27 protein-coding genes are annotated in these 23027 nt (G+C 68.0%); 6 read left to right on the top strand and 21 right to left on the bottom strand.

Features of this window, described 5'->3' with window-relative positions:
• Nucleotides 1-27: 27 nt before the first annotated feature.
• The 6 genes from fliO to ACM6JT_RS07895 all read right to left on the bottom strand — a co-directional run bounded on the left by fliO (nt 28) and on the right by ACM6JT_RS07895 (nt 4042).
• Nucleotides 28-609, bottom strand: a complete 582-nt coding sequence (gene fliO / locus ACM6JT_RS07870) for a flagellar biosynthetic protein FliO (protein WP_414856231.1) — start codon at nt 607-609, stop codon at nt 28-30.
• Entirely contained in the window at nt 606-1097 is a 492-nt protein-coding gene (gene fliN, locus ACM6JT_RS07875; RefSeq protein ID WP_034183791.1) for a flagellar motor switch protein FliN, read from the bottom strand. The genes fliO and fliN overlap by 4 nt, the downstream gene beginning before the upstream one ends.
• Complete coding sequence (fliM, locus tag ACM6JT_RS07880; protein ID WP_034183792.1) at nt 1090-2088, bottom strand: flagellar motor switch protein FliM; 999 nt, start codon at nt 2086-2088, stop codon at nt 1090-1092. Before fliM ends, fliN begins: the two co-directional genes overlap by 8 nt.
• A 22-nt stretch (nt 2089-2110) precedes the next feature.
• Nucleotides 2111-2647 (bottom strand): flagellar basal body-associated protein FliL, encoded by a 537-nt coding sequence (gene fliL / locus ACM6JT_RS07885; RefSeq protein ID WP_051983809.1) that lies wholly within the window; start codon nt 2645-2647, stop codon nt 2111-2113.
• A 182-nt stretch (nt 2648-2829) separates the two neighbouring features.
• Entirely contained in the window at nt 2830-3552 is a 723-nt protein-coding gene (locus ACM6JT_RS07890; protein ID WP_034183794.1) for an LrgB family protein, read from the bottom strand.
• Nucleotides 3553-3565: 13 nt separating this feature from the next.
• The gene (locus ACM6JT_RS07895) at nt 3566-4042 is read right to left on the bottom strand and encodes a CidA/LrgA family protein (RefSeq protein ID WP_034183795.1); all 477 of its coding nucleotides are present in this window, start codon (nt 4040-4042) and stop codon (nt 3566-3568) included.
• A 140-nt stretch (nt 4043-4182) separates the two neighbouring features.
• Between ACM6JT_RS07895 and ACM6JT_RS07900 the strand changes: the two genes are divergently transcribed.
• A complete protein-coding gene (locus ACM6JT_RS07900; RefSeq protein WP_034183796.1) occupies nt 4183-5109 on the top strand; it encodes a LysR family transcriptional regulator in 927 nt (308 codons plus the stop codon).
• Nucleotides 5110-5128: 19 nt separating this feature from the next.
• On the opposite strand, the gene ACM6JT_RS07905 is transcribed toward ACM6JT_RS07900, so the two are convergent.
• From ACM6JT_RS07905 to ACM6JT_RS07920, 4 genes are all read right to left on the bottom strand, one after another.
• Nucleotides 5129-5515 (bottom strand): type II toxin-antitoxin system VapC family toxin, encoded by a 387-nt coding sequence (locus tag ACM6JT_RS07905; protein ID WP_131945705.1) that lies wholly within the window; start codon nt 5513-5515, stop codon nt 5129-5131.
• Nucleotides 5512-5760: a type II toxin-antitoxin system Phd/YefM family antitoxin gene (locus ACM6JT_RS07910; RefSeq protein WP_060364783.1), complete on the bottom strand. Its 249-nt coding sequence runs from the start codon at nt 5758-5760 to the stop codon at nt 5512-5514. The genes ACM6JT_RS07905 and ACM6JT_RS07910 overlap by 4 nt, the downstream gene beginning before the upstream one ends.
• A 114-nt stretch (nt 5761-5874) precedes the next feature.
• On the bottom strand, nt 5875-7437 hold the full coding sequence (locus ACM6JT_RS07915) for a DHA2 family efflux MFS transporter permease subunit (RefSeq protein WP_105390354.1): 1563 nt from the start codon (nt 7435-7437) through the stop codon (nt 5875-5877).
• Between the two features lie 177 nt (nt 7438-7614).
• Nucleotides 7615-8103 (bottom strand): MarR family winged helix-turn-helix transcriptional regulator, encoded by a 489-nt coding sequence (locus ACM6JT_RS07920; RefSeq protein ID WP_072442598.1) that lies wholly within the window; start codon nt 8101-8103, stop codon nt 7615-7617.
• A 174-nt stretch (nt 8104-8277) separates the two neighbouring features.
• Between ACM6JT_RS07920 and ACM6JT_RS07925 the strand changes: the two genes are divergently transcribed.
• From ACM6JT_RS07925 to ACM6JT_RS07940, 4 genes are all read left to right on the top strand, one after another.
• Nucleotides 8278-8562, top strand: coding sequence for a multidrug ABC transporter ATPase (locus tag ACM6JT_RS07925; RefSeq protein ID WP_081938587.1), 285 nt, complete (start codon nt 8278-8280; stop codon nt 8560-8562).
• Between the two features lie 278 nt (nt 8563-8840).
• Nucleotides 8841-10376: an efflux transporter outer membrane subunit gene (locus ACM6JT_RS07930; protein ID WP_414856232.1), complete on the top strand. Its 1536-nt coding sequence runs from the start codon at nt 8841-8843 to the stop codon at nt 10374-10376.
• Nucleotides 10373-10513, top strand: a complete 141-nt coding sequence (locus ACM6JT_RS07935) for a hypothetical protein (protein ID WP_414856233.1) — start codon at nt 10373-10375, stop codon at nt 10511-10513. Before ACM6JT_RS07930 ends, ACM6JT_RS07935 begins: the two co-directional genes overlap by 4 nt.
• A 183-nt stretch (nt 10514-10696) precedes the next feature.
• Entirely contained in the window at nt 10697-10855 is a 159-nt protein-coding gene (locus tag ACM6JT_RS07940; protein ID WP_414856234.1) for a hypothetical protein, read from the top strand.
• A 161-nt stretch (nt 10856-11016) separates the two neighbouring features.
• On the opposite strand, the gene ACM6JT_RS07945 is transcribed toward ACM6JT_RS07940, so the two are convergent.
• The 8 genes from ACM6JT_RS07945 to gspG are packed head-to-tail and all read right to left on the bottom strand — an operon-like array spanning nt 11017 to nt 17011.
• Nucleotides 11017-11805, bottom strand: a complete 789-nt coding sequence (locus ACM6JT_RS07945; protein WP_217590095.1) for a type II secretion system protein N — start codon at nt 11803-11805, stop codon at nt 11017-11019.
• A 31-nt stretch (nt 11806-11836) separates the two neighbouring features.
• A complete protein-coding gene (gspM, locus tag ACM6JT_RS07950) occupies nt 11837-12343 on the bottom strand; it encodes a type II secretion system protein GspM (RefSeq protein ID WP_034183975.1) in 507 nt (168 codons plus the stop codon).
• Nucleotides 12340-13719 (bottom strand): type II secretion system protein GspL, encoded by a 1380-nt coding sequence (gspL, locus tag ACM6JT_RS07955; RefSeq protein ID WP_414856235.1) that lies wholly within the window; start codon nt 13717-13719, stop codon nt 12340-12342. Before gspL ends, gspM begins: the two co-directional genes overlap by 4 nt.
• Before the next feature lie 26 nt (nt 13720-13745).
• Entirely contained in the window at nt 13746-14876 is a 1131-nt protein-coding gene (gspK, locus tag ACM6JT_RS07960) for a type II secretion system minor pseudopilin GspK (protein WP_217590096.1), read from the bottom strand.
• A gap of 2 nt (nt 14877-14878) precedes the next feature.
• Nucleotides 14879-15538 (bottom strand): type II secretion system protein J, encoded by a 660-nt coding sequence (locus tag ACM6JT_RS07965; protein ID WP_034183804.1) that lies wholly within the window; start codon nt 15536-15538, stop codon nt 14879-14881.
• 7 nt (nt 15539-15545) lie between these two features.
• A complete protein-coding gene (gene gspI / locus ACM6JT_RS07970) occupies nt 15546-15947 on the bottom strand; it encodes a type II secretion system minor pseudopilin GspI (RefSeq protein WP_034183977.1) in 402 nt (133 codons plus the stop codon).
• 2 nt (nt 15948-15949) lie between these two features.
• Nucleotides 15950-16519 (bottom strand): GspH/FimT family pseudopilin, encoded by a 570-nt coding sequence (locus tag ACM6JT_RS07975; RefSeq protein WP_034183805.1) that lies wholly within the window; start codon nt 16517-16519, stop codon nt 15950-15952.
• Nucleotides 16520-16558: 39 nt separating this feature from the next.
• Nucleotides 16559-17011, bottom strand: a complete 453-nt coding sequence (gspG, locus tag ACM6JT_RS07980; RefSeq protein WP_006751354.1) for a type II secretion system major pseudopilin GspG — start codon at nt 17009-17011, stop codon at nt 16559-16561.
• A 176-nt stretch (nt 17012-17187) separates the two neighbouring features.
• Between gspG and ACM6JT_RS07985 the strand changes: the two genes are divergently transcribed.
• Complete coding sequence (locus tag ACM6JT_RS07985; protein ID WP_034183806.1) at nt 17188-17598, top strand: type II secretion system protein N; 411 nt, start codon at nt 17188-17190, stop codon at nt 17596-17598.
• A 36-nt stretch (nt 17599-17634) separates the two neighbouring features.
• Here the strand turns inward: ACM6JT_RS07985 and gspF are convergent, their stop codons facing one another.
• The 3 genes from gspF to gspD are packed head-to-tail and all read right to left on the bottom strand — an operon-like array spanning nt 17635 to nt 22677.
• Nucleotides 17635-18852 carry a type II secretion system inner membrane protein GspF gene (gene gspF / locus ACM6JT_RS07990; RefSeq protein ID WP_034183807.1) on the bottom strand — a complete coding sequence of 406 codons (1218 nt, stop codon included), beginning with the start codon at nt 18850-18852 and terminating at the stop codon, nt 17635-17637.
• Between the two features lie 4 nt (nt 18853-18856).
• Entirely contained in the window at nt 18857-20356 is a 1500-nt protein-coding gene (gspE, locus tag ACM6JT_RS07995) for a type II secretion system ATPase GspE (RefSeq protein WP_034183808.1), read from the bottom strand.
• Complete coding sequence (gspD, locus tag ACM6JT_RS08000; RefSeq protein WP_407971069.1) at nt 20353-22677, bottom strand: type II secretion system secretin GspD; 2325 nt, start codon at nt 22675-22677, stop codon at nt 20353-20355. Before gspD ends, gspE begins: the two co-directional genes overlap by 4 nt.
• Between the last annotated feature and the right edge of the window lie 350 nt (nt 22678-23027).

Genomic DNA, 23027 nt, shown 5'->3' on the forward strand with positions numbered 1-23027 from the left:
GGAACGGAAAGAGGGCGCGGCGCCATGTCAGCGGTCCTTGCCGCGACCGAGCCGCTTCGCGGCTTCGCCCGCGAGCGCGTCGCGAAACCGCGAACCGAACGTGCCGGGCAGGCCGCCTTCGGACGAGGCGACGCCGGCGGGTGCGTCGGCCGAACCCGATGCCGCGGCGGCGGTTGCCGCCGCCGGGCTGGCCGGCAGCGTGTGCAGCAGCCGCACGTTGCCCGGCGCGACGCCGAGCACGAGCCAGGTGTCGCCGATCTCGACGATCGTCGCGCTTTCCTTCGCGCCGAGCCCGACGCTCGACACGACCTTCAGCGGGCCGCCGCGCCGCGCGGGCTGGAAACCGAAGCGGCGCGCGAGCCACGCGCACGCGAATACGAGACCGATCACGACCGCGAGCCCGACGAGCGTCTGCAACACCGCGCCGATGCCGAGCGACGGCGCGGCCGAGCCGACCGTCACGCTCGACGCGATCGAACCGGCGTGGTTCACCGCGTTCATGTCGGCGGCGCCGGCCGGCGCGCTGGCGAGCGACACGAAAAGCGAAGCGGCGACGGCCGCCGCCGCGATCGCGATGCGTGCGCGGCGGCCGGGCTTCGCGACGTTCATCGATTCAGCTTCCGGATGCGTTCGGCCGGCGTGATGATGTCGGTCAGGCGGATGCCGAACTTGTCGTTGACGACCACCACCTCGCCCTGCGCGATCAGGCAGCCGTTCACGAGCACGTCCATCGGCTCGCCCGCCATGCCGTCCAGCTCGACCACCGAGCCCTGCGCGAGCTGCAGCAGGTTGCGGATCGCGATCTTCGTGCGGCCGAGCTCCACGGTCATCTTGACCGGGATGTCGAGGATCATCTCGATGTCGTTGTGCGTCGAGTTCGCCGCGGCCTTCGACAGCGGCTGGAACACGCCGGCGCCCGTCGCGCCCGCCTGCACCGGCTGATGGTTCTGCTCGGCAAGCGCGGCGGCCCAGTCGTCCAGGCCCTGTTCCTCTTCCGCAGCGGCCGGTGCCGCCTGCGCGTCGGCGGCCGATGCCGCAAGGGCCGCATCGGCGATGGCTTGCACGTCGTCCTCGGGCGTCTGGTTCAGCTCACTCATATCCACCTTCCTTCATCGAATCGCCCGCGCTGATCATCTTCTGCACGCGCAACGCATATTGACCATTGAAAATTCCGTAGCCGCACTCCATCACCGGCACGCCGTCGACCTTCGCGGTGATCGTGTCGGCGATTTCCAGCGGCAGCACGTCGCCCGCGCGCAGGTTCAGGATCTTCTCGAACGTCGACGGGATCTCGGCGAGATTCGCGCACAGCTCGACTTCGGCGGCCTGCACCTGCTGCGACAGCACGCGCACCCAGCGGCGGTCGACTTCGAGCGCCTCGCCCTGGATCGGCGAACTGAGCACGTCGCGGATCGGCTCGATCATCGAGTACGGCATGCAGATGTGCAGCGTGCCGCCCGTCGGCCCGAACTCGATCGAGAACTGCGTGACGATCACGATCTCGTTCGGCGTCGCGACGTTCGCGAACTGCGTGTGCATCTCCGAGCGCACGAACTCGAACTGCAGCGGCCGCACGCTCTTCCATGCGGTCGCGTAGTGCTCGAACACGAGGTTCAGCAGCTTGCCGATGATCCGCTGCTCGGTGGCCGTGAAATCGCGGCCTTCGACGCGCGTGTGAAAACGCCCGTCGCCGCCGAACAGGTTGTCGACGACGAAGAACACGAGGTTCGGGTCGAACACGAACAGCGACGTGCCGCGCAGCGGCTTCACGTGCACCAGGTTCAGGTTCGTCGGGATCGGCAGGTTGCGGGTGAACTCGCTGTACTTCTGCACCTTCACCTGGCTCACGGAGATTTCGGCCGTGCGCCGCATGAAGTTGAAGATGCCGATCCGCAGCAAGCGCGCGAAGCGGTCGTTGATGATCTCGAGGCCGGGCATCCGGCCGCGGACGATCCGCTCCTGCGTCGCGATGTTGTAGGGGCGGACGCCCGATGTGTCGCGCAGCTCGTCGACTGAATCGGTTTCGCCCGTGACGCCCTTGAGGAGGGCATCGACCTCCTCCTGGGACATGAACTCCTGGTGGCCCATGCGCGCTCCTTTCGCGGCCGCGTTACTGGACGACGAATTCGGTAAACAACACGTCGTCGACCTTCGCGCGCTGGTTGCCCGGCTGCGTCGGCTGCTCGATCAGTTCCCGCAGTTCCTTCGAGAGCGAACGTTTGCCGTCCGGCGTCGCGAGATCCTCGGGATGCTTGTTCGACAGCGCGAGCAGGATCCGGCTGCGGATCTCCGGCATCCGCGCGGTCAGTTGCTCCTGCGCCTTCGGGTCGGTGAGCTTCAGCGACAGGCCGACGCGCAGGTAGTGCTGCGCGCCGTCGTCCGACTGCAGGTTCACGGTCAGCGGGTCGAGCGGGAAGAATACCGGCGCGGCTAGCGGCGGCGGCTCGGCAGGCGCGCTCGCATGGCCGACGCCTTCCTTGCTCAGGAACACGTACATGCCGCCGGCTGCGGCGGCGGCCGCGCCCAGCGCGATGACGGCGATGAGCGCGATGCGCTTGAACTTGCCGGAGGAAGCCGGCTTGTCGGCGGTCGGGTTTGCGGTCGTGGAGGCCATGTGAATGCGTGCGTGATGTCTCGTAGCATGCATTGTTCGGCATCCGGGCCGAGCCCGATGGGCGGAAAAGAGGGGGGATTTGCGGCTATCTCAGCCGATTGTCGGCCGGCGCGGCCCGATGCAGGGTGGGAGCAGCGGCGGAAGGCCGTCATTCAGGGCGCGGGCCGGGGGTGGCCCGGCACGACCGGCAGGCGCCAGCCGCCCGGCGCGGGTGCTCAGATCGGCAGCAGCGTCAGCAGCGGCGCGATCAGTACCATCGCGACGCCGGCGATCATCATCGTGAGGCTCGACACGACGCCTTCCTCGCTGCCGATCTCGCGCGCCTTCGCGGTGCCCACGCCGTGGGCGGCCGCGCCGAACAGCGCGCCGCGCGCGAGCCGCGTGCGCATCGGCACGAGCGCGAGCACGATCTCGCCGAGCAGCATCCCGCAGATGCCGGTCGCGATCACGAACAGGGCCGTGAGGTCCTTCGGCGCGTGGATCTTGTCCGACACGGCGAGCGCGAACGGCGTCGACACCGAGCGCGTCATCAGCGAGCGCTGCAGTTCGGGCGACAGGTGCAGCAGCTTCGCGAGCAGCAGCGACCCGCACACGCCCGCGCCGATCCCGACCGCGACGCCGACCGACAGCGACAGCCAGTGCCGGCGGATCAGGTCGCGATATTCATAGATCGGCACCGCGAACGCGATCGTCGCCGGGCCGAGCAGCCACATCAGCCAGCGCGTGTCGCGGAAATAGACCGAGTACGGGATGCCGGTCAGCAAGACGAGCAGCACCAGCACGCCCGGCACGAACACGAGCGGCGAGAACAGCAGCGTCTTCCTGTACGCGTAGAGCCGCTTCGACACGAAATACAGCACGACCGTCAGCACGAAGCAGCCGAACGAGATCGCGGTATTCACCTTGTCGGCGGACAGGTTCGACAGCAAGGCAGGCATGCGCGGCTCCGGCTCAGTGGGCGGACACGGCGCTCAGGCGCGCACGGCGGCGTTCGGCGAACACGCGCTGCGCGGCGAGCCGGCGTTCGAGCTTCGCGGCGAGGTCGACCGCGACGGCCACCGCGACCATCACGAACGCGGTGCCCGCGAGCATCACCAGCGCGATGCGCCAGCCGTCCTCGCGGAACAGCCCGCCGTACTGGACGGCCGCGACGGCGGCCGGCACGAAGAACAGCAGCATGTCGGACAGCAGCCAGTTCGCGCCGTCCTTCACCCACGCGGGCGCGACGCGGCCCGAGAACAGCAGCACGAGGAGCACCGCGAGGCCGATCACGCCGGACGGGATCGGCAGCCCGACCGTGCGCACGGCCCAGTCGACCGCCAGCCACAGCGCGCCGAGCGCGGCGGCCTGCAGCGCGATCCGGCCGGTGCGCGTCATGCTGCCCGAAGCGGCGGGGCGGGCGGCGGCAGTAGCGGTCGGCTTGGTCATGGCAGGCTCCATACAGATATTCCGTTGATGGTGTGAGTATAGGGTTTCCCCTAACCATAAATAAAATGACTTGTCTCTATCCTTTGCATTCCAATTCGGAATTCGGTTTGCAATCGTTGCACCAATGTGGGGAGTTTTCGATGGAATTGCGCGCGCTGCGGTACTTCGTCGAGGTGGTCCGCCAGCAGAGCTTCACCGCGGCGGCCGACAAGCTGTTCGTGACCCAGCCGACCATCAGCAAGATGGTGAAGGCGCTCGAGGACGAGATCGGTTCGCCGCTGTTGCTGCGCGACGGCCGGCAGATGGTGCTGACCGACGCGGGGCGGATCGTGTTCCAGCGCGGCCAGGACGTGCTCGCCGCGCAGGCGCAGCTGCAGTCTGAGCTGAACGATCTCGGCACGCTCGGGCGCGGCGAGCTGACGATCGGCATCCCGCCGCTCGGCGGTTCGCTGTTCACGCCGATCATCGCCGCGTACAAGCAGCGCTATCCGAACATCGAGCTGAAGCTGTTCGAGCAGGGCGCGCGGATGATCGAGGCGGCGCTGATGTCGGGCGAGCTGGAGCTGGGCGGGCTGCTGGAGCCGGTCGATCCGGCCGTGTTCGAGCGGCTGCCGATGGTGCGCGCGCCGCTGTGGCTCGTCGCGCCGCGCGAGTCGCGCTGGGAGGATCAAGCGACCGTACCGCTCGCGGATCTCGCGCGCGAGTCGTTCGTGTTCTATGCGGAAAGCCTCGCGCTGCACGACGCGGTGCTCGACGCGTGCAGGAAGGCCGGCTTCACGCCGTCGATCGTGAGCCGCAGCGGCCATTGGGATTTCATGGCCGCGCTCGTGCATGCGGGCGTCGGCATCGCGCTGCTGCCGGAGCCGTACTGCCGGCGGCTCGACGCGGGGCAGTTCACGTGCCGGCCGATCGTCGAACCGGAAATCACGTGGGCGATCGCGCTCGGCTGGCTGAAGAAGGGGTATCTGTCGCACGCGGCGCGCGCGTGGCTGGAAGTGGCACGGGCGACGCTGCCCGTCGCTCCCGTCGACGATCTCGCGTTCGGCGGGTTGCGGGCGAGGGAGTGACGGCCGGGCGCGGGGACGATCAGACGTGCTGGACAGGGCCCGGATACCGGGCGACGGTGTGATCGTGCGTGAGCAGGGTAACGCCCTCGGAGATCGCCTGCGCGATCAGCAGGCGATCGAACGGGTCGCGATGCACCGGCGGCAGCTGCTCGACGGCGAGGACGTGTGCGCTCGTGATCGGCAGCTCCACATAGCCGACGTCGAGCAGATTGCGGCGAAGTACATGCGGCTCGACCTGGAAATCGTCACGGTCCAGCCCACGCTTGATGACGATCTCCCAAAGACTCGCCACGCTGAAGAGCAGGGTATGGGCGGAATCCTCGATGAGCGCACGGGCGCGGCCCGGCAGTTCCGCCGCGTCGGCGGCGGCCCAGAGGATCAAATGGGTATCGAGCAACAGCTTCACGCGTCGCCCTCGAACAGCTTCCGGATGTCGTCCCCGCCCATCGAGTCGAAATCGTCCGGGACGCGAATCTGTCCCTTCATGAAACCGATCCGGCTCGGCGGAGCCGGTTCCCGCGTATCGATCGGCACCACCTTGACAAGCGGCTTGCCGGCTTTTGCGATCACGAACGGTTCACCGGCATGGACGGCTTCGTCGATCAGGCGCGATAGATTCGTCTTCGCGTCGTGCATGTTGTAGGTCTGCATGGCATCCCCAATTAAACTAAGTTTAACAACAACTTGGGCTTAGTTTAATTGAGCAGTGAGATCTGCGCAATCAGCCGGAAGATCTAGGACACACGCCGCTGCGCCATGCCGCCATCAATGCCCCATCGCCGGCCCCGCGCCCTTCCTCGGCTTCGTGATCCACACGAGCGCCGCGAGCGCGATGAACATCACCGCCGACAGGTGGAAGAAGTCGTTGGTCGCCATCATGAAGCCCTGCTGCGTGACGAGCTGGTTGAGCTGCGCGTTGGCCGTCTGCCCGACGATGCCGAGCTGCGCGAGTGCGCCCTGGTAGTCGGTCGTGTTCTGCGTGTAGACGCTCACCGATTCCGACAGCCGTGCATGGTGGTAGATCGCGTCGTTTTCCCAGAACGTTGAGCTGGCCGCGGTGCCGATCGCGCCCGACAGCGTGCGCAGGAAGTTCGACAGCCCCGACGCGCTCGCGAGCCGCTCGTCGGAGATGCTCGACAGCGTGATCGTCGTCATCGGCACGAAGAAGCACGCGACGCCGATCCCCTGCACGAGCCGCGGCAGGATCACGTGGTTGAACGGCACGTCGAGCGTAAACGTCGCGTTCCACAGCGACACGCCCGCGAACACGATGAACGCGAAACTCGCGACCATCCGCAGGTCGAGCCGGTGCATGTTGCGGCCGATCAGCGGCGACAGCACCAGCGCGAGCAGCCCGACCGGCGCGGTCGCGAGGCCGGCCTTGCCGGCCGTGTAGCCCATCACCGTCTGCAGCCACAGCGGGAAGATCACGACCGAGCCGAAGAACGCCATGAAGCCGAACGAGATGATCAGTGCGCCGAGCGCGAAGTTGCGGTCCTTGAACAGCGACAGGTCGACCACCGGCTCCTTCTCGGTCGCCTCCCACACGAGCATGAACGCGAGCGACACGACCGCGATCAGCGCGAGCGCGACGATGAACGACGAGTTGAACCAGTCGCGATCCTTGCCGAGGTCGAGCATCATCTGCAGGCACGACACGCCGATCACGAGCAGCGCGAGGCCGACCGCGTCGATCCGCTGCTTCGACGTCTTCGTCTCGCGGCCGCGCAGCAGGAAGTACGCGCAGGTCGCCGAGAACACGCCGATCGGCAGGTTGATGTAGAAGATCCACGGCCACGTGTAGTTGTCGCTGATCCAGCCGCCCAGCAGCGGGCCGAAGATCGGCGCGACGATCACCGTCATCGCCCATAGCCCGAGCGCGAGCCCGCGCTTCGCAGGCGGGTAGCTGCGCATCAGGATCGTCTGCGACAGCGGCACCATCGGCCCCGACACGAGGCCCTGCAGCAGCCGGAACGCGATCAGCGTCTCGAAGTTGGTCGCGAGGCCGCACAGCGCCGACGCGACCGTGAACGCGAGCACCGACAGCGTAAACAGCCGCACCTCGCCGACCCGCCGCGCGAGCCAGCCGGTCAGCGGCACCGCAATCGCGGACGCGACCGAATATGACGAGATCACCCACGTGCCTTCGCTCGTCGCGACGCCGAGGCTGCCCGAGATGGTCGGCACCGCGACGTTCGCGATCGACGTGTCGAGCACTTCCATGAAGGTGCCGAGCGCGAGCCCGACGGTGAGCAGCGCGAGCGCGCCGCCGGTCAGCGGCGCGGGTTCGGCGGCGGGGGAGGCGGCGGATGCCGTGGTGGCGGACATCGGAATCTCCTAGACGCGGCGCGCGCGACGCGCCGGCACAACGCACGGGTGCGCGACGCAGCGCAGCCCGGCCGGGTGGAACGGATCAGGAAAGAAACGCAGCACGTGCCTTGTCATCTTCTGCCCAGACAGAGAAATAAATGAATGCTTAACCTACACATGAGGCCTCCGCGCGCATCAGCAGTCCGGTTCGTCGGGCTTCGGGCAACCGGTCGTGCCGGGCCCGTTGGCGATGAAGCGCTGCAACAGGCCGGTGAGCGTCGCGAGTTCGTCGGCCGAGAAACCGTCGAGCTGCGCGTTGAGCGCGGTCGCGATCAGCGACGGCAGCGCGCGGGCCGCATCGGCGCCGCGCTCGGTCAGCGTCAGCTCGATCATCCGGCGGTCCTGCTCGCTGCGCGAACGCGCGACCAGCCCCTTGCGTTCGAGCCGGTCGAGCATGCGCGTCATCGAACCGCTGTCGTACGACATCTTGCGGGACAGCTCGAACGGCGTGCGCGCATAACCTCGCGACAGCAGCAGGATCACGCCGATCTGCTGTGCGGTGAGGTCGAGCGGCTCGAGCGCGCGATCCATCCGCTCGACGAGCGCCTGCTTCGCCTTCGACAGGTAATAGCCGAGGCTCGTTTCCAGCGCGATGTTCTCGGGATCGTAGAGGCTGCCGGTCATGCGATTGCGCACGCAGCAACAGTGCGTTTCAGGTTAAAACGCGCCCAGTATCTTGAAAAATGATTGCTTAGTCAATATTATTTGAGGCAACCAGTTACGACGTGCATGTTGCACTGCCGGAGACTATGTTCTGACCGATTCGCCCGCGCTGCCGGGCATCCGAGGATGTTCGCGATGCTGTTCCTGAAAAATGCCGCCGGCGCGCTGCGCCGCAACCTGACCGATACCGCTCATCATGTGTTTTCCGGGCCGCACCGCGGCTGGAAAATCGCGCTGTACGTGACGATGCTGGTCGTGCCGGGCGGCTCGCTCGCGGCGCTCGGGTTCGCATGGTTCGATCATCGCCGGCAGCGCAATGCGAAGGGCGGCGCACGCCGCACGAGCCAGCCGGCCGCGACGGAACCGTCGTCATGGCGGCCCGCCACCGAGCCCGTCCCGGTGCCCGTGCGGTGCCACTGACGTCGCGTCACTCCCGCTTTCCCGACTGTCCTGCCTGTTCCGACTGATCGCCGGCCGCGCCCGCTGCGGCCGCTGTCGCGCGGCTGTCTCGCCGCAAGCGATCCGTAATGGCCGGTAACCCGGCCGCTCGCGCCGGTAACACATTCCGGCCGCCGCGCACCGTACCCTTAGGGCTGCGCGGCTTCCCCGCCGTCAGTTACCATTTGTCCGCCAGCGGCATGACGACCGCATCGCGCGACGCCGCTCGCCGGCCGTCGCGCCCAGACAGGAAAACCACGATGCCGTACGCCCCCCTCCCGCGCGCCCTTCGCCCGCTGAGCGCCGCCGTCGCCGTTGCGACGGCCGTGCTGCTCGCCGGCTGCGCCGTCGGGCCCGACTATCACCGGCCCGACACGTCGATTCCCGCCGCATTCAAGGAAGCGCCGGCCGGCTGGAAGGTCGCGCAGCCCGCCGATCGTGCCGACCGCGGCCCGTGGTGGACGGTCTACAACGATCCGCAGCTCGATGCGCTGATCGGCAAGCTCAATGCGTCGAACCAGACCATCGCGCAATCGGCGGCCGCATACCGGCAGGCGCGCGCGCTCGTCACCGAGGCGCGCGCCGCGTATTTCCCGACCGTCGGGCTGACCGCGTCGGGCTCGCGCGCCCGCACGCCGCGCACGTCGAGCGCTTCGTCGAGTTTCGGCAGCGGCTCGTCCGGATCGATCGGCAACAGCTATAGCATCGGCCTCGACGCGAGCTGGGAGCCCGACCTGTGGGGCAAGGTGAGCCGCACCGTCAGCGCGCAGCGCGCCGGCGAAGCGGCCGCCGCGGCCGATCTCGCGAACGCGCGGCTGTCGCAGCAGGCGCTGCTCGCGCAAACCTATTTCCAGCTGCGCACGTCCGATGCGCTGCAGAAGCTGCTCGACGACACCGTGAAGTCGTACGAACAGTCGTTGAAACTCACGCAGAACCAGTATGCGCAGGGCGTCGCCGCGCGCGCGGACGTGATCCAGGCGCAGACGCAACTGCAGAGTGCGCAGGCGGCGTCGATCGACAACGGCGTCGCACGCGCGCAGTACGAGCATGCGATCGCGACGCTGATCGGCGAACCGGCGTCGACCTTCTCGCTGCCGCCGAACCCGCTCGCGGCCGAGCCGCCGATCACGCCGGTCGACGTGCCGTCCGCGCTGCTCGAGCGCCGGCCCGACATCGCGGCCGCCGAGCGCCGCGCGGCTTCCGCGAACGAACAGATCGGCGTCGCGATTTCCGCATTCTTCCCGACGCTCACGCTGTCGGCCACCGGCGGCTTCCAGAGTTCGGTGTGGTCGCAGCTGTTCACGCTGCCGGCGCGTTTCTGGACGGTCGGCCCGCAACTCGCGGCCACGCTGTTCGACGCGGGGCTGCGCGCCGCGCAGACCGACGCCGCGCGCGCGACCTACGACCAGGACGTCGCCGCGTATCGCCTCGCGGTGCTCACCGCATTCCAGGACGTCGAGGACAATCTCGCGTCGCAGCGCATCCTCGCGCAGGAAATCGACGTGCAGCGGCAGGCCGTCGACAGCGCCGAGCACTCGCTCGCGATCGTCACGAACCAGTACAAGGCCGGCACGGTCGCGTACCTGAACGTGCTGACCGCGCAGACCACCGCGTTTACCGCGCAGCAGAAGCTCGCGACGATCGCCGGGCAGCGGATGGTGTCGTCGGTCGGGCTCGTGAAGGCGCTCGGCGGCGGCTGGGATGCGTCGGACATGACGCGCGAAACCGGCGACATGGCTGCGCCGGCGCCCGTGCCGGCAAGTAGTGCAGCGGCCGCACCGATCGCACAGAAGTGAAAATCGCGTTCCGTGCGCATGGCGTCTCGACTGCCGAACCGGCTGTAATGCCGTTGAAGGAAGAGACGCTGAAGGCCGCGAATCCTTTCGTTGAACGACTGCATGCCATGCCGTTTATCGAAATGACCGGAAAATGACATATTTCAGTCACGTCCTAAAAACTGATATTTGAAATTGAAAAATCACTATATCAAGTTTGATTTTTGTCTTCTCTCCGTCATCTCAAAATAAAATCCTTGAACTTATTAATGACTGAGCTTACGAATTCACTGCATCGACACCATGATGCACATTCAGTCATTAACAAGGAGATTACGAAAATGATCGCGAAAATCGGAGAAAAATGTCCTCAGGGCGGTACGTGGCATCCCGTCGGAAATCCGAAGGACACACGCTCTATCGGTATCGGCAATATCATGCCGCCCACACCGAATGGTGAGTCGCATTGGGTTCTGAAAACGCCGACAGGCGACAAGTAAGTTGCACGGGCCGGCCTTGCCGGCCCTTCGTTTCATTACCCGACGCTCCGATATCCGCATCGAGGAAATGATTGGCGCATTGCGCGCCCGACCGGGCAATATCGGTGAAAGGCATTCAGACCGATCGCGCGTTTCGCTAGTGCTCAAGGCTGACGCGCGCGTCAGCGCATCGCGTCGCCGAAGATCAGCGACACCTCGTTGTTCCCGATCGGGTGGCCGAGCAGGTTCAGCAGCCCCGCGAGGTTCGCCTGCTGCTCGGGCGCCGCATGCGCGGTGCCGCGGAACGATCCCTGGCCTGGGCCGAAGCTGCCGTGTCCGTCGAGAAACAGCGGGCCCTGCTTCGTCGACAGGTCGAGATCGGCGCCCGCCCCCTTCGCCTGCAGCACCGCGCGGTACGAACCGAGCGGCTTCACGCGCGACACGCGCGAACTCATCGAGTCGATCGTCACCGTCAACTGGCCGAACGCGTTGTTGCCGAACAGGCGCCAGTCGCTCCAGCCGAGCCGCACGTCGCCCTGCAGGTCGAGCGTGTTGAACGGCGCGCCGAGCCCCGCGAGCAGCGACGCCGGCACGGCCATCGTGCCCGCCGACAGCACCGCGCCACGCCACGTCGCATCGAGCGTGACGGCATCGGGCATCGCCTCGGTCTGGCGCATGCGCATCTGCACGCGCCCGGTCAGCAGCGGCCAGAAGCCCGTGGTCCATTCGACCCGGCCCGGCAGCAGCGTCGCCGCGCTCTGGTCGGCGCCCGGCGCGAGCATCAGCGTGCCCGAGCCGTGCCACAGCGACCCGTCCGGATCGACGAGATTCACGTGTCCGCCGGTCGCGCGCGCGAACTGCGGCGCGATCCACGCGGCCGGCGCGAGCGCGACGAGCGTCACCGCCGTCGCCAGTCCGCCCGCCAGTACCCACGGCAATGCGGTGGCGAGCCGCTTCGTCCATGGCCTCATCGGCCGACCGCCACTTGCGTCATCCACTGCGTCATTTCTGCGTCGACGGTTGCATCACGGCCGTCAGGTCGACCTGGCCGTCGTCCTTCAGCGCGGTCGCGTGCGCCTCGCCGACCTGCACCTTGAACTGCCGGCGCGCATCGTCGAGCCACTGCGTCCATGCCGGAAACGACACGTTCTTCATCTGGATCTGCACGCCGTTGCCGACGATCTGCACCTGCGCACCCTGCAGCCCGTGATCGGACAGCGACGCGGTCAGCGCGTCCTTCAGCGCCAGGCCGGTCGGCGCGACGCCCTGCGCGGCGGCCGTCAGCGACTTCGCCTCGTTCGCCTGCGCGGTCATCTGCGCGAGTTCGCGGCGCATATTCGGCAGCTCGCGCTGGATCCGCGCGCGGCCTTCCTGCGCCGGCGACCACAGCACCGAATACGCGATCGCGACCGCCAGCACGGCGCCGCCCCAGCCGAGCAGCATCTTCTCGCGCTGCGAGCGCTCGCCCCAGAACTGGGTCAGCGTCTGGTTCAGTTGTTCCGTCTTCATGAGCGGCTCCGGATCGTCCATTTGCCCGTATTGCTGTCGACTTCGCCGGACAGGCCGTTGCGCGCGAGGCGCTGCGTGAAATCGGGATCGACCTTGACCTCCGGCTTGAAGCCGACGTCGAGCCGCCGGTCGTGATAGTCGAGCGACGCGATGCCGTTCAGCGGCAGCGCGCCCATCGAGCGCGTCAACCCGCTCGCCAGCGCGAGGAAATCGTTCGGCGACAGCTCGCCGGCCGCCAGGCGCAACTGGTCGAGCTGGCGCTGCATCTGCGCGGGCGGATCGAGCACCGTCGTCGTCTTCGGGAATGCGGACAGCAGCGTTTCGGTGATCTGCGCGGACAGCGCATCGCGCTCGCGCGACAGCTTCCACCAGTGCAGGTTCATCCCGACCACCGCGACGCCGAGCGTCGCCGCGACGAGTGCGATCGGCACGCGCAGGCGCTTCACCGTCGCGCGGTCGAAGCGCCACGGCTGCGATTCGAATTCGAACTGGCACAGATCGAAACGCTCGGTCAGCGCGCGCCGCGCGAACGTGTCGAACGACAGCGGCGCGGCACCCGGCAGCAGCGGGCCGTCGGTGCGGCCGACCGACGCGAGCCGCGGCTCCGCGCCCGGCTCGCCGAGTTCGTACAGTTCGACGTCGCCGCCGCCCGCGAGCGCGGCCAGCGTGCCGGCCGCGCGCGACGCGGGCGCCGCGAAGCCTTCGCCGAGCGCACCGCGCGCAACCGCGAGTTCGAGGCGCGGCGCACCGGCCACGGCCGGCAGCGCGCCGGCTTCGACGAGCGCCGGTTCGACCGCCGTCGCGAGCCCGAGCACGGCGGCGACCGTCGCCGGGCGGGCGGGGGGCTCGACCGCGTCCGCGACAAGCGCGGCATCCGCCGCGCCAGCCGCTTCACCGTCGACCGGCGCGACCGAAGCCGTTTCGGCCGACGTGCGCGGCGCCGGCAGGCAGCGGGTCGCGGGCACCGCGCTCAGGTGCCGGTGGCCGGCCGCCGCGAACGCGTCGCAGATCGCGCGGAACCACGCGCGATCGACCACGGCCAGCACGCGGCGCCCGTCGGGCAGCGCGACCGGATCGAGCGCGATGTGGCAGCCGAGCGGATCCTGGATCAGCTGATCCTCGACGATGTTGGGCAGCGCCTGGCGCAGCTTCGGCCCCTTGAGCGGCGGCACCTTCGCGGCCAGCAGCAGCACGTCGCGCGCGGCGACGATCAGCACCGTCGCATTCGCGCGCGGCAGCAGCGCGAGCGCGGCGCGGCCCGCGCGCTGCACCTGGCCGGCCTTGTCGACGAGCGTGAACGGCAGCTCGGGCCACTGCCATTCCTGCAACGGCACGGCAGGCTCGCGCGGCGGCAAAGAAACAATCAACGTGCTCACAAGAGCTCCTCTCCCGAATGGCGTCGTTATAGCTGGTCGCGGATACGCACGACCCGCGTCGAGTGCGTGGTCGGATCACGATACACGAGCGAGGTGCGATCGACCTCCGCGCGTTCGTGCTGGATCCGGCCATGCACGATGAAATAACTCGAATTGACGTCGACGAGACTCGAGTCGAGCGTCACGTTCGGCGCGCCGGCGCCGCGCAGCGCGAGCTGCACGTCGCCGACGTTGCGGAAAAACACGGTCTCGCGGCGCGACACCAGCGCCTGCGCGGACGACACGCTCATCCCCGGCATGAGCGCCGCGATCACCTCGGCCGGCGCGGTGTTCATGTTCACGGGCGTCGTGGTCGGCAGTACGGTGACGAACGGGCGCAGCCGCGCGACCATCTCGGGCGTCACGCCGTCGACGTCGAGCAGGCTGTCGACGCCCGTCATCATCAGCGGCGCGGGCCCGCGGTCGCCGCCGGACATGCCGGGATCGTCGGTGAAGCCGCCGCCGCCCTGCTGGTCGGTGGTCACCGGCGCGGTGGCCGGCGCCGTGCCGCCGCCGCCCGGCAGCGTCGGCATCTGGAAGCGCGTCGCCGAATGCATGAGGCCCGCGCGCACCTGCAGCGCGATGCGCTTCGCGAACGCGCCGTCGTAGCCGAGCGTCGTCAGCAGGCGCTGGAACGCCTGCAGCTGCGTGACGTTCAACTGCAGCACGCCGGGCGCCGGCGACGCCACGAGGTTGCGCAGGTTGAACTTCGCCTGCGCGTCCTCGATCGAGCCGGAGATATAGGTATCTTCGCCGCCGTTGTCGTTGGGCGCGCCGATCCGGCCGAGGAAGTCCGACAGCTTCGTCTTCGCGATCGGCACGCCCCAGATCCCGCCGAGATACGTGATGCCGGGCGCCGTATCGCCTTCGGAGCGCAGGATCATCCGCGTCCAGTCGAGCGCGCCGCGCGCGACCCACTGCGCCTGCGCGATCACGCGCTGGTTCTCGATGCGGCGGATCTGCACCTGCTGGCGCCACAGCATCCCCGAGACGAGGATCGCCGACAGCGCGACGACGAGCAGCGCGGTGATGATCGCCGCGCCGCGCTGGCGGCCGCATGCATGCGCGCGCGCGGCGGCGCGGTTGGCGAGCGATGAACGGTGAGGGCGCGCGCGCATCGTCATTCCCCGACGAGGAACACGCGCGTGACCGGCACGCGCAGCGACGTCGCGCCGATGCTGACCTGCAGCCCCGTCACCGCGCGCGGCGGCGGCGCGTTGCCGATCTGCGGCACCTTGAGCGCATCGTTGTTCTGCGCGAGCGCGTCGTCGGCCGTCTGCAGGTTGGTGGTCCAGCCCACGCGCGGCACGTACAGCTTCGCGTCGATCGCGCCGACGCCGCCCATCAACGCGACCCAGCTCCAGCCTTCGACGCTGCTGTCCTTCAGCACGCCTTGCAGCCGGTTCGCATCGTCGAGCGGCGGCGACGCGTAGCGCACGACGCGCCCGCCGGCGATCCGGTAGCGGACCACCTGCAGCCGCGGCGCGGCGCCCGGCACGTCGAATTCGCGAACGATCTGCAGCGTGTTGCCGGCGACGCCGATCGCCGGCTGGCCGGCCTCGTCGTCGGTCGCGGCAAGCCGCGCGTCGATGCGCATCTGGTCGAACATCTGCGCGAACACGCGCTCGTCTTCCATCGCGGACGCAACCTTGTCGCGGCCGCGCATGACCTGGTCGAGCCCGCGCCACGCGAGGATGGCGACCACCGCGAGGATCGCGATCGCGATCATCAGCTCGATCAGCGTGAAGCCCCGGGCGGGGCGCGCGTGCGGGCGTCGCATCGGCGCGTCAGAGCGGACGGCTGGTTTCATTCGCGACCACCGTCACCATCTGCGCGAGCACGCCGGCGCGCCCGGGCATGCTCACCGAAACCCGGACGCGCCGGAACACGGGGTTCGGCGTGGCGCTCACGCTCTGCGTGCAGACGAGCTGCACGTTGCCTTGCGAACAGTCGAAGCTCTGGTCGCCGATCTGCGGCCACGCGTGCGTGAGCCGCAACTGCGCGAGCGCGTTGTCGGCGCTCCAACCGGCCAGCAGCCGGCGATGGAGGTCGGATGCGTTGGTCGCCATCGTGCCGACCGCGCGGATCGACGCGGCGAGCGCGACCGCGATGATCGCGAGCGCGACCAGCACTTCGATCATCGTGAAGCCGCGCGACGAAGAAACAGGGAAGGGCAGGCGACGACGCATCGTCATTGCACCTCGTAGCGGCCGTTGCCGGTGCCGACGATCGTCGCGCTGCCGACGGCCGAATGCAGCGTCACGCGCACCGGCGTGTCGACGCTCTCGGTGCCGAACACGACGCGATTCGCGCGCGTGTCGGAACCCGGGTAGTCGATGTCGGCGCCCGTCACACCGCCGTCCCAGTCGCGCGGGCGCAGCAGGTCGTCGCGCAGCGTGCGCCAGCCGTCGGGCGAGCTCACGTCGAAACGGAAGCCGTGCGCGGTCGGTTGCCATGCGATCGGGCGCGCGCGCACCTGCGCTTCATCGCCGGCCGTCTCGAACAGCAGCGCGATGCGCTGCGCTTCCTCGCGCAGGTCGGTGCGCGGATTGCGCGTCAGCGACAGCGACGCGAGCGACACGAGCAGCCCCGCGATCACGAGCACGACCAGCATTTCGAGCAGCGTGAAGCCGCGCGCGCGTGCGCGCCGCACGCCATGCGTCATCGGCCCGCCATCGGCGCGCGCCGATACGGACGGCGCCGTGCCGCGATGCGCACGGCAATCGCGGCCGCAGCGGGAAGTCGTGCGAATGGCGAGCATGAAGAGCGGGAACGAAGCGTCGGGACGATCAGCGCCGGCTTATTGCCACGAACCGATGTCGGAGTCGTTGCTCTCGCCGCCTTCCTTGCCGTCGGCACCGTAGCTGAACACGTCGATCTCGCCGTGCACGCCCGGATTCAGGTACTTGTACCCGTTACCCCACGGATCGTTCGGCAGGCGCTCCAGATAGCCGCCGTCCTTCCAGTTGTTCGGGATCGGATCGGTGGACGGCTTCTGGATCAGCGCGTTCAGGCCCTGTTCCTGGGTCGGATAACGGCCGTTGTCGAGACGGTACAGCTTGAGCGCCTGCATGATCGTGCCGATGTCCTGCTTCGCGGCGATGCGGCGTGCCTCGTCCGGGCGGCTCATGATCTTCGGCACGATCAGCGCCGCCAGGATCCCGAGGATCGCGACCACCACCATGATCTCGATCAGCGTGAAACCGCGCTGACGACGCACGGCCGCGTTGCGGCGAGTGATCCACGTTTGCATGACTGACTACCTCTTTCCAAAAAATGTCGTCGATTGAGTGACGCACCCGGCGCACCGGGACGATTACCTGACAGCAACCTTCCGGACCCGCGGGCGCGGAGCACGCATTGTAAGGCGCGCATCGCCGAGGGCTTTCACCCAACGCAAATTTCATATACATCCGTACAATAGCGCGCATGAACGCGCTCTCGATCCGGATCCTTTCCCTAGCCCTCTTCGCGGGTTTGTGCGCGACGGCCACCTACTGGGTCGTCACGCTGTCGGCCCGCGAAGCGCCGCTGCCCGCCGCCGCCGCGCGGCCGCCGATCCGCACCGAGGACGCCGCGGCGCTCTTCGGCGGTCAGCTCGACAAGAATCCCGTGCAGGACATCCACCTGTTCGGCATCCTCGCGCTCCAGCGCGGCGCCGCGGCGATCATCGGCGTCGGCGGCGAACCGCCGCGTGCCGTGTCGCTCGGTGCCGAGGTCACGCCCGGCGCGAAGCTCGCCGAAGTCCGCCCCCGCTCGATCATCGTCGACCGCAACGGCGCCCGCGCCGAAATCCAGCTTCCGGCGAACACGCCGTCCCCCGCGATCTACATGCGCTGAACGGAACGGCGACGGCCTCGCCAACCAGTCAGGCCGTCACTGCACCATGTTGTTCAGCTCGATGATCGGCAGCATCACGGCCAGCACGATCACGAGCACGATGCCGCCCATCGCCAGGATCAGCAGCGGCTCGAGCAGGCTCGTCAGGAACATCGTGCGGCGTTCGAGCTCGCGCGCTTCGCCTTCGGCCGCGCGATCCAGCATCGTCGTCACGTCGCCCGTCGCTTCGCCGGAACGGATCAGGTGCACGAGCACCGGCGGAAACGTCTTCACGTTGTTCAGCGCGCGCGACAGCGCGGAGCCTTCGCGCACGCGCACGATCGCGTCGTCGATGTTCGCGCGCATCGCGCGGTTCGACAGCGTCTCGCCGGCCGCCTGCAGCGCGCGCAGGATCGGCACGCCGGCCGCGGTGAGGATGCCGAGCGTGCTCGCGAAGCGCACCGTGTTGTAGCCGCGCACGAGCTTGCCCGCGAGCGGCGCGGTCAGCACCCAGCGGTCGAACGCGAGCCGCGGCCCGTCGCGCGACAGCGTCGCCTTCACGAACCACACGATCAGCGCGACCGCGATCAGGATCGCCCACCACCAGTGCCGCACGAATTCCGACAGCGCCATCATCACGACCGTGAGGATCGGCAACTGCTGCTTCGTGCTCGCAAACACGTTGACGACCTGCGGCACCACGTAGCTCAGCAGGAACGTGACGATGCCGAACGCGATCAGCGTGACGATGCCCGGATACGTGAAGGCCAGCAGGATCTTCTGCTTCAGCGCATTGCTCTGCTCGATGTAGTCGGCCAGGCGCGACAGCACGATGCCGAGCTTGCCCGTATGCTCGCCCGCCGCGACGAGCGCGCGGTAGATCTCCGGAAAATCGCGCGGATGCTGGCCCAGCGCATTCGCGAGCGAATGGCCGCCGAGCACCTCGGCGCGGATCGCGGCCATCAGCTCGCGGATGTAGTCGCGCTCGGCCTGCTCGGTCAGCACGCCGAGCGCCTCGTCGAGCGGCAGCCCCGCGATCAGCAGGCTCGCGAGCTGGCGCGTGAGGATCGCCTGTTCGCGCTGCGACAGCTTGCGGCCGAACGCGAGCCGCTGCGTACGCGCGCCGCGCGTCGCGCTGGCGGCCGGCTCGACGACGAGCGGCGTGAGCCCCTGCGTGCGCAACTGGCCACGCGCGGCACGCGCGCTGTCGGCATCGATGACGCCTTTCTGCGCGTGTCCCGCCGCATCGATCGCTTCGAAACGGAATGCCGGCATCGCGCTATGCGCCTCCCGTCACGCGCAGCACTTCCTCGAGCGACGTCGCGCCGGCCGCGAGCCAGCGTTCGGCGTCGTCGCGCAGCGTGCGCATCCCTTCCGCGCGGCCGGTGGCCAGGATCTCCGCGTCGGCCGCGTTGCGATGGATCAGCGAGCGGATCGAGTCGTCGACCAGCAGCAGCTCGTATACGCCGCGCCGGCCCGCGTAGCCCGAATGCCCGCACTTGTCGCAGCCGACCGGATGCCACAGCGTGCGGCCATCCTCGTGCCGCTCTTCCTTGCAGACGGGGCAGAGCTGCCGCACCAGGCGCTGCGCGAGCACGCCGAGCAGCGACGATGCGAGCAGGTACGGCTCGACGCCCATGTCGGTCAGACGCGTGACGGCCGATGCCGCATCGTTCGTGTGCAGCGTCGCGAGCACGAGGTGGCCCGTCAGCGACGCCTGCACCGCAATCTGCGCGGTTTCGAGGTCGCGGATTTCGCCGATCATGATCACGTCCGGATCCTGGCGCAGGATCGAGCGCAGCGCACGGGCAAAGGTCATCCCGATCCGCTCGTTCACCTGCGTCTGGCCGATGCCGCCGAGATCGTATTCGATCGGGTCCTCGACGGTCATGATGTTGGTCGTCGCGGTTTCGAGCCGCGACATCGACGCATACAGCGTCGTCGTCTTGCCCGAGCCCGTCGGGCCCGTGACGAGCACGATGCCGTGCGGTCGCGCGATCAGCTTGTCGAACTGGACGAGCGTGTCACGGCCCATCCCGAGCGCTTCGAGGTTCAGGCGCTTCGCGTCCTTTTCCAGCAAACGCAGCACCGCGCGCTCGCCGTGCCCGGTCGGCAGCGTCGACACGCGCACGTCGACCGGCCGGCCGCCGACGCGCAGCGTGATGCGGCCGTCCTGCGGCAGCCGTTTCTCCGCGATGTCGAGCTGCGCCATGATCTTGATCCGCGAGATCAGTGCGCCGTGCAGCGCCTTCTTCGGGCGCACGACGTCGCGCAGCGTGCCGTCGACGCGAAAACGCACGACGGACGAGTTCTCGAACGGCTCGATGTGAATGTCCGATGCCTGTTCGCGCGCCGCTTGCGTGAGCAGCGCGTTGATCATCCGGATGATCGGCGCGTCGTCTTCCGATTCGAGCAGATCCTCGACCTCGGGGATGTCCTGCATCAGCCGCGACAGATCGACTTCGCCTTCGACCTCGCCGACCACCTGCGCGGCGCTGCCGTCCTGGCGCGCGTATGCCTGGTTGATCGCCTGCGCGAGCTCGTCGGCCGGCACGCGGTGCACGGAAATCGAGCCGAAGTTGCGCGCGATCTCCGCGAGCGCGGCGTCGCTCGTGCGTTCGCTGATCCACACCTCGAGCGTGTCGTCGAGCTGGTGCGCGATCAGCACCTGGCCGCTCTTCGCGAAGCCGTACGGCAACAGGCGCGCAGCGAGCGGCGACGGCGGCTGCCGTTCGCCCGGCGCGCCGTCGTGGGCGGAAGACGCGCGCACGTCGCTCACTGCGAGGCTCCCGGGGCGGTCAGCGGCTGTTGCGGCACCGCCTGCTGCGGCACGCTCTGCGGCTGCGCGGGCGTCTGCTCCGGCAACGGCTGGGCCGGGACCGGCACGACCTGACGCTGCACCTGCTGGCGGCGCATCTTGTCGAGATCGAACAGGTTCCCTGCCGGTGTGCCACCCTGGCTCGGGCCGAGCGGCATCGGCGGGACGATCGGGTCGTCCTTGTCGCGAATCACGTTGTTGTCCGACTTGTACGCGCCCGTCACGCCCTGGATGTAGTCGTAGCGGTTGGCCGTGACTTCCTGCGCGGTACTGCGATCGGAGATGATCACCGGACGCAGGAACACCATCAGGTTGGTTTTCGCGCGCTGCTTCGATTCCGAACGGAACAACTGGCCGATCCACGGGATGTCGCCGAGCAGCGGCACCTTGCTGTTCGACACCTGATAGTTGTCCTGCATCAAGCCGCCGAGCACGATGATCTCGCCGTTGTCGGCCAGGATCGTCGACTGGATCGAGCGCTTCGTGAAGGTCGGGCCGGTCTGCGCGCTCGTGGTGCCGGCGACGACCGCCGAATCCTCGGTATAGAGCTGCAGCTTCAGGATCCCGCCGTCGGTGATCTGCGGCTTCACGTGCAGCGTCAGGCCGACGTCGCGCCGGTCGTAGGTATTGAACGCATTGCTCGTCGTGCCGCTCGTCAGGTTCGAATACGAACCGGTCGCGATCGGCACGTTCTGGCCGACGACGATCTTCGCTTCCTCGTTGTCGAGCGTGATCAGGTTCGGCGTCGACAGCACGTTCGCGTCGCTCACGCCCGCGAAATACTGCAGCAGCGCGCCGAGCCCCTGCACGCCGAACATGTTGTGCAGCCAGCCGATGTTGAGGCCCTGGGTCAGCGTCGAGAGGTTGGCCGCCAGCCCGGTGGTGGCTGCCGTGCCGCCGGTCGTCAGGTTGACGATGCTGTTGCCCAGACCTTGCGTGGGGTTCAGGTTCGTGCCGCCGAGAAACTGGCCGCTCGCCACCTGCCACTGGATGCCGAGGTTGCCCTGCGTCGTCGAGTTCAGCTCGACGATCAGCGCTTCGATATAGACCTGCGCACGCCGCGCGTCGAGCTGGTCGATCACCGAGCGCAGGTTCCGGTAAACCGGATCGGACGCGGTGATGATCAGCGAGTTGGTCGCCGCATCGGCCTGGATCATCCCGCCCGGCTGGTTGTCGTCGCCCTTGTCCTTGTCGCCGCCGAGCAGGCCGGCGCTGCCGAGACCGCCGCCGCTGCCCGACGAGCCGCCGTACCCCGACGACGAAGACGACGAGCCGCCGAGGCCGCCCGACGGCAGCGGCGGGGTGCCGGACGTGCCGGTCGAGAAGTTGCCGCTCGACGACGAGCCGCCGCTCTGGTTGAAGCTGTTCGCATCGTTGGACGATGCCGACGAGCCGCTGTCGCTGCCGCTCTTGCCGAGCATCCCGCGCAGCGTCTTCGCGAGCTTCACCGCATCGGCGTTGCGCAGCGGCACGACGTGCATGTTGCCGGGCACCGCGCTCGGCGCATCGAGCTGCTGTACGAGGCGCTTCGCGGCCGCGAGGCGCGATGCGCTCGACGCACGCAGCATCAGCGAGTTGGTGCGCGGATCGGCCGTGACCGACACCTTCAGCGTTGCATCGCTGTTGCCGATCGCGCCCGGATCGAGCATTTTCTGCAACTGTGCGGCGAGGTCGATCGCGTTCGCGTTGCGCAGCGGAACGACCTGCACCTGCGCGCCTGCGGCGCTGTCGACGCCCGCGATGATCTGCGCGATGCGGCGCACGTTGTCCGCATAGTCGGTCACGACGATCGTGTTGTTCGCCGGGTAGGCCGTCACCGTGTTGTTCGGCGAGATCAGCGGCCGCAGCACGGGCAGCAGGTTGTTCGCCGATTCGTTGTGCAGCTCGAACACCTGCGTGATCACCTGGTCGCCGCGCGCCTGCGGCGCATTGCCGACATAGGTCGGCACGCCCTGCAGCTTCGCGTCGGCCTCGGGCACGACCTTCAGTACGCCGTGATCCTGCACGAGCGCGAAGCCCTGCATGCGCAGTGCCGACTGCAGCGTCTTCAGCGCCTGGTCTTCCGGCACCGGACGTTCGGCAACGAGGTTGAGCTGCCCCTTCACGCGGGGGTCGACGATGATGGTCTTGCCGGTTGCGGCGCCGATCGCCTTCGCGACCTGGTCGATATCCGCATTCACGAAGTTGAGCGTGACCTGAGCGTAGGCGGCCTGCGAGACGATGATGCCGGCGACGACGAGGGTCGTGGCAATGCGCCGCATAACGAAGCGATTTCTTGTCATGGATGAATGGGTCGATGCCGGCTCAGGCCGCTTCCGGCGGTAGTGCTGGGATCCAAGTCCGAAAAAGGCGACATTAGCAGTTTTTCATGTCCGAAATATCACATTGATCCGAAGACTGTCTCACATACGACCTGTATCGGGCGAGTCGTATGTGATATGTAAGATTCGGTGCTATATCGGCATGCCGGCCATCGCCCCCGTTTCGAGATGAACCGACACGGAAATGCGGTATAACCCGGCTGTCGTATTTCCGCATGTCGCAACCTGACGGACTGTCGGTATGATACGTGCGACGGGTTTCTCGCCGCACGAATAACAGGCACGGGTTTTCCCGCCCCTCACGCATTTTC

The sequence above is a fragment of the Burkholderia sp. IT-111MI5 genome (assembly GCF_949752865.1).
GTDB classification, from domain to species: Bacteria; Pseudomonadota; Gammaproteobacteria; order Burkholderiales; family Burkholderiaceae; genus Burkholderia; species Burkholderia pyrrocinia_C.